5 protein-coding genes and 1 pseudogene are annotated in these 4,774 nt (G+C 62.5%); all 6 read left to right on the forward strand.

Features of this window, described 5'->3' with window-relative positions:
* Positions 1-459 (forward strand): transporter substrate-binding protein (locus QMM04_RS20975; RefSeq protein ID WP_282996929.1); only part of this gene is annotated, 459 nt, incomplete at its 5' end.
* Between the two features lie 24 nt (positions 460-483).
* Entirely contained in the window at positions 484-2,058 is a 1,575-nt protein-coding gene (urtB, locus tag QMM04_RS20980; RefSeq protein WP_282996930.1) for an urea ABC transporter permease subunit UrtB, read from the forward strand.
* Complete coding sequence (gene urtC, locus QMM04_RS20985; RefSeq protein WP_282996931.1) at positions 2,058-3,131, forward strand: urea ABC transporter permease subunit UrtC; 1,074 nt, start codon at positions 2,058-2,060, stop codon at positions 3,129-3,131. Before urtB ends, urtC begins: the two co-directional genes overlap by 1 nt.
* Entirely contained in the window at positions 3,131-3,928 is a 798-nt protein-coding gene (gene urtD / locus QMM04_RS20990) for an urea ABC transporter ATP-binding protein UrtD (RefSeq protein ID WP_282996933.1), read from the forward strand. The genes urtC and urtD overlap by 1 nt, the downstream gene beginning before the upstream one ends.
* 9 nt (positions 3,929-3,937) lie before the next feature.
* Entirely contained in the window at positions 3,938-4,636 is a 699-nt protein-coding gene (gene urtE / locus QMM04_RS20995; protein ID WP_282996932.1) for an urea ABC transporter ATP-binding subunit UrtE, read from the forward strand.
* 52 nt (positions 4,637-4,688) lie between these two features.
* A pseudogene (locus tag QMM04_RS23220) lies at positions 4,689-4,774 on the forward strand (metal-binding protein ZinT); the annotation flags it as partial.

The raw sequence follows: 4,774 nt of genomic DNA on the forward strand, positions 1-4,774 counted from the left end.
GACGCCAAACCGCTGGTGGGGAACCTGGCGGCGTGGAACTACTTTGAATCCGTTGATAACCCAACCAACCAGACCTTCGTGGCCGATTACAAAGCCTATGCCAAAGCGCACAGGCTGCCCAACGCCGATTCCGTAGTGACCAACGACCCGATGGAAGCGACGTACGTGGGCATCCACATGTGGGCGCAGGCGGTCGAAAAAGCGGGCACGACCGACGTGGATAAAGTGCGCGCAGCCATGGCGGGCCAATCCTTCAAGGCGCCGTCTGGCTTTACCCTGACCATGGATGCCCCCAACCACCACCTGCACAAGCCGGGGATGATCGGCGCAATCGAGGGTCACGGCCAGGGCAACGTGGTCTGGCAGACCGAAGAAACGGTGCGCGCCCAGCCGTGGAGTCCGTTTATCGCCGGGAATGACAAAAAGCCCGAACAGCCGATGAAAACCGCCAGCAACTAAGCCAAAACCGCAGGGAGAAAAGTCATGAACGCCATGCGCATGTTCATCGCTATTGTATGGCTTACCGGACTGCTGCCAGGGATGGCGCAGGCATCGGACGCCGATGATTTTGTCGCCGCAGCGCGCGGTCAGCAGGCCGCGCTGCTTGAGCAGTGGGCGGCTGCGCCGGAGCCGACCCGGCTGCCTCTGCTTGAGGCGCTGCAGCAGGAGAGCCTGTATGCCGATGCCCAAAAGCATGCCTTTACGCGCAGCGGCGGGGAAACCGTCGCGCTGGGCGACGCAGCGGCGGCGGCAGGGCCGCTCAAGGCGGTACGGCTGACCAACCGGCTGCGCGTCTTAGCCGCTACGGCGCTGGCAACGCATCAGCTTGTCAGTGACAACGTCACGCAAAGGCGCTCCGCCGCCCGCCAGCTGCAGCGTAATGCACAGCCTGGTATGGTCGGTTTTCTGCAAAAGCGCGCTGAGGTCGAAACCGATGCCGTCGCACGGGATGCGCTGACGATGGCGCTGGCCACGCTTGGGCTGTCGAACCCGCAGGCGGAGGCGCGACTGAAGGCCGTCGAGCTGCTGGGCCAGTCTGACGATCCGGACGTACAGTCAACGCTGACGCCGTTCACGCAGCCGCAAACCGAACCGGACCCGCGCGTGCGCGCCGCCGCTCAGGAGAGCCTCAGCCAGATTGAGCATCGTCTGATGTGGGGAGACCTGCTCGGGCAGGCCTTTATGGGGCTGTCGCTGGGGTCGGTCCTGCTGCTGGCCGCGCTCGGGCTGGCGATCACCTATGGCCTGCTGGGGGTCATCAACATGGCGCACGGCGAAATGCTGATGCTGGGCGCCTACGCGACCTGGATGGTTCAGCAGGCGATGGGGCACTTCACGCCGCAGTGGCTGGCGCTCTATCCCGTTGTGGCGCTGCCCGTCGCGTTTTGCATCACGGCGGGAATTGGCATGGTGCTGGAGCGCACGGTGATCCGCCATCTGTACGGGCGTCCGCTGGAGACGCTGCTGGCAACATGGGGGATCAGCCTGATGCTCATCCAGCTTGTGCGCATGACCTTCGGCGCGCAAAACCTGGAGGTGGCCAACCCGGCCTGGCTCTCCGGCGGCGTGCAGGTGTTTGCCAACCTGACGCTGCCCTGGAACCGCATCGTGGTGCTGGGCTTTGTGCTGCTGGTGCTGTTCTTCACCTGGCTCATTCTGAATAAAACGCGTCTGGGCCTGAACGTGCGCGCCGTGACGCAGAACCGCAGCATGGCGGCCTGCTGCGGCGTGCCGACCGGGCGCGTTGATATGCTGGCGTTTGGCCTCGGCTCCGGGATCGCCGGGCTGGGCGGCGTGGCGCTGTCTCAGCTCGGCAACGTGGGGCCTGAGCTGGGCCAGGGCTACATTATCGATTCATTCCTGGTGGTGGTGCTGGGCGGCGTCGGGCAGCTTGCCGGAAGCGTGGCGGCGGCCTTTGGCCTCGGCATTTTCAACAAGATCCTCGAGCCGCAGATGGGCGCGGTGCTGGCCAAAATTCTGATACTGGTTGCGATCGTTCTGTTTATCCAGAAGCGGCCGCAGGGTTTGTTTGCGCTGAAAGGGAGGGTCATTGACTGATGAGCCAGCCGCTTACCTTAACGATGGCGCGTAAAGCGCCGCGCGCCGCGCAGCTTATCGGCGGCGTGCTGATCGCGTTTTTGCTGATATTGCCGTTTCTTGCGCTGCTTCCGGCCACGCATCCGCTGGCCCTGTCGACGTGGATGCTGACCCTTATCGGCAAAATCCTCTGCTATGCCATCGTCGCGGTGGCGCTGGATCTGGTGTGGGGATACGCCGGAATGCTCTCCCTCGGGCACGGTATTTTCTTCGCCCTGGGCGGCTACGCGATGGGCATGTATCTGATGCGGCAGGCCGCGGGGGAAGGGCTGCCCGCGTTTATGTCGTTCCTCTCCTGGAGTGAGCTGCCCTGGTTCTGGTGGGGCACGCAGCACTTCGCCTGGGCGCTGGTGTTAATCGTGGCGATCCCCGGCCTGCTTGGCCTGGCGTTTGGCTGGTTTGCCTTCCGCTCAAAAATCAAGGGGGGCTACTTCTCGATCATGACTCAGGCGCTGACCTACGCGGGGATGCTCCTGTTCTTTCGCAATGAAACCGGCTTTGGCGGCAACAACGGCTTTACCGGCTTTACCACGCTGCTCGGGTTTTCCGTGACGGCAACCGGCACCCGCATTGCGCTTTACCTCGCGACCCTGACGCTTCTGCTGCTTGCCCTGGGCACGGGCTACGCGCTGGCAAAGAGCAAGTTTGGCCGCATTCTGACGGCAGTGCGCGATGCGGAAAACCGCCTGACGTTTAGCGGTTACGATCCGCGCGCGTTAAATCTGCTGGTGTGGACGCTTTCTGCCGTGCTCTGCGGCCTGGCGGGGGCGCTGTATGTTCCGCAGGTGGGCATTATCAACCCGGGGGAAATGTCGCCGACGAACTCCATCGAGGCGGCTATCTGGGTGGCGCTGGGGGGCCGCGGCACCCTGATCGGGCCGGTGCTGGGCGCGGCGCTGGTGAACGGCGCGAAAAGCCTCTTTACCGTGGCCATGCCGGAATACTGGCAGCTGTTCCTGGGGCTGATTTTTATCGCCGTTACGCTGTTTTTGCCCCGCGGCGTCTACGGCCTGTTGCGTAAAGGAGACAAATGATGCAGCCCAGCGAAGAATTATTTACCCGCCAGCTGCCCGGCGACCGCTACCGCGACCAGACCGACCCGGTGCTGCAGCTGGAGGCCATCAACGTGAATTTTGACGGCTTTCAGGCGCTGACCGATCTCTCGCTCAATATCGGCGTCGGCGAGCTGCGCTGCGTCATCGGCCCCAACGGCGCGGGCAAGACCACGCTGATGGACGTCATTACCGGCAAAACGCGGCCGACAAGCGGAAAGGCGCTGTACGATCAGTTCATTGACCTGGCTGCCCTTGAGCCTGCCGCCATTGCGCGCCAGGGCATCGGGCGCAAGTTCCAGAAGCCGACGGTCTTTGAAGCATTAACCGTGTGGCAAAATCTTGAAATCGCGATGAAAACCGATAAGTCCGTCTGGGCCAGCCTGCGGGCTAAGCTCAGCGGCGAGCAAACCGATCGTATTGATGAAATGCTGGTACTGCTGCGCCTGAGCGCCGAGCGGGATCGGCGTGCCGGGCTGCTTTCACACGGGCAGAAGCAGTTCCTGGAGATCGGCATGCTGCTGGTGCAGGACCCGCACCTGCTGCTGCTGGACGAACCCGCGGCGGGAATGACCGATGCAGAAACGGAATACACCGCCGAGCTGTTCAAAACCCTGGCGGGCAAGCATTCGCTGATGGTGGTTGAACACGATATGGGCTTCGTCGAAACCATCGCCGACCGCGTGACGGTGCTGCACCAGGGCCGCGTGCTGGCGGAAGGATCGCTGCGCGAGGTGCAGGCCAACGAGCAGGTAATTGAGGTTTATCTTGGACGCTAAGGAGCCGTGATGTTACAGGTTAACGAAATGAATCAGTATTACGGCGGAAGCCACATTCTGCGCGGCGTGAGCTTTGAGGCCGCCGCCGGAGAGGTGACCTGCCTGCTGGGGCGTAACGGCGTCGGTAAAACCACGCTGCTGAAGTGCCTGATGGGGCTGATCCCGGCGAAAACGGGCGAGGTGATCTGGCAGGGAAAAAAAATCACCCACAGCAAGCCGCACCAGCGGGTACAGGCCGGCGTGGCGTATGTGCCGCAGGGGCGTGAGATATTCCCGCGCTTAACGGTGGAGGAGAATCTGCTGATGGGACTCTCCCGGTTCGCGGCGCGAGAGGCGAAGGGCGTCCCCGAGGAGATCTGGCAGCTGTTCCCGGTGCTAAAAGAGATGAAGCAGCGTCGGGGAGGCGATCTCTCCGGCGGCCAGCAGCAGCAGCTGGCGATAGGGCGCGCGCTGGCCAGCCGCCCGCAGCTGCTGATCCTCGACGAGCCCACCGAAGGGATCCAGCCCTCGGTGATTAAGGAGATCGGCCAGGTGATCCGCACGCTGGCGGACCGGGGCGATATGGCCATTCTGCTCGTTGAGCAGTTCTATGACTTTGCCGCCGAACTGGCGGACAGCTATCTGCTGATGTCGCGCGGTACCATTATTCAGCGCGGGCGAGGTGAAAATATGGAGCAGGACGGGGTGCGCGGACGGGTTGCGATCTGAGATGTTATATTATAACATCCTCCCTCTTATAAAACGGAGTGAGGGTTTTATTTTGGCTGCACATATTGGGAAATTTGCAATGGCTCTGGGGGCGCTGCTGGTCAGCGGCCAGCTGTTTGCCCATTCGCACGGTCACCA

The organism is Pantoea sp. Pa-EAmG, assembly GCF_030024295.1.
Classification (GTDB): domain Bacteria; phylum Pseudomonadota; class Gammaproteobacteria; order Enterobacterales; family Enterobacteriaceae; genus Pantoea; species Pantoea dispersa.